This window comes from Kitasatospora phosalacinea (assembly GCF_030268885.1).
Taxonomy (GTDB): Bacteria; Actinomycetota; Actinomycetes; order Streptomycetales; family Streptomycetaceae; genus Kitasatospora; species Kitasatospora phosalacinea_C.
The window spans coordinates 1-926 of sequence record NZ_BSSA01000092.1; the positions used below are offsets into that span (position 1 = coordinate 1).

1 protein-coding gene is annotated in these 926 nt (G+C 68.9%); it reads right to left on the reverse strand.

The genetic code is table 11. The features are described 5' to 3' along the window. Positions 1-922, reverse strand: a 922-nt coding sequence (locus QSK52_RS39070; protein ID WP_285741038.1) for an IS256 family transposase, incomplete at its 3' end; no start/stop codon positions are given. Between the last annotated feature and the right edge of the window lie 4 nt (positions 923-926).

Sequence of the window (926 nt, forward strand, 5' to 3'; positions counted from 1 at the left end):
CCCAGGCCTCGGAGAACTCCACGAACCGCTCGAGCGCGGCGTCCTCGGTCGGAGCGGTGTAGACGGGTTTGAGGGCCTTGGAGATCTTGTCCCAGTCCTGCCGGGCCGCGTAGCGGAACGAGGCCCGGATCAGGTGGACGATGCAGGTCTGCGTGACGGCCTGCGGCCAGACCGCGGCGATGGCGTCCGGCAGGCCCTTGAGGCCGTCGCAGACGACCATGCAGACGTCCGCGACACCGCGGTTCTTGATCTCGGTCAGCACGTGCAGCCAGTACTTGGCGCCCTCACCGCCGTCGCCAGCCCACAATCCGAGGATCTCGCGGGTGCCCTCGACCGTGACAGCGAGCGCCACGTAGATCGGCCGGTTGGCGACCTGGCCGTCGCGGAGCTTCACGTGCACACAGTCGATGAACACCACCGGATAGACCGGGTCGAGCGGCCGGTTCTGCCACTCGGCCATGCCCTCGATGACCTGGTCGGTGATGGTGGAGATGGTCTGCTTGGACACCTCGGCGCCATAGACGTCGGCCAGGTGCGCGGAGATCTCACCGTGCGTCAGACCGCGGGCGGACAGCGACAGCACCATCTCATCGACGCCGGACAGGCGCCGCTGGCGCTTGCGGACCAGCTGCGGTTCGAACGAGCCCTCGCGGTCCCGGGGGACGTCGATCTCGACCGGGCCGACCTCGGTCAGCACGGTCTTGGACCGGACGCCGTTGCGGGAGTTCCCGCTGCCGGTCCCGGCCGGGTCGTGCTTCTCGTAGCCGAGGTGGTCCGTCATCTCACCTTCGAGGGCGGACTCCAGGAGCTTCTTCGTCAGTTGCTGGAGCAGGCCGCCGGTGCCGGTGAGCTGCAGCCCGCTCGCGCGGGCACGGTCGACCAGCTGCCCGATCAACTGGTCGTCCAGGGCGTCCGGCTGCAACTCG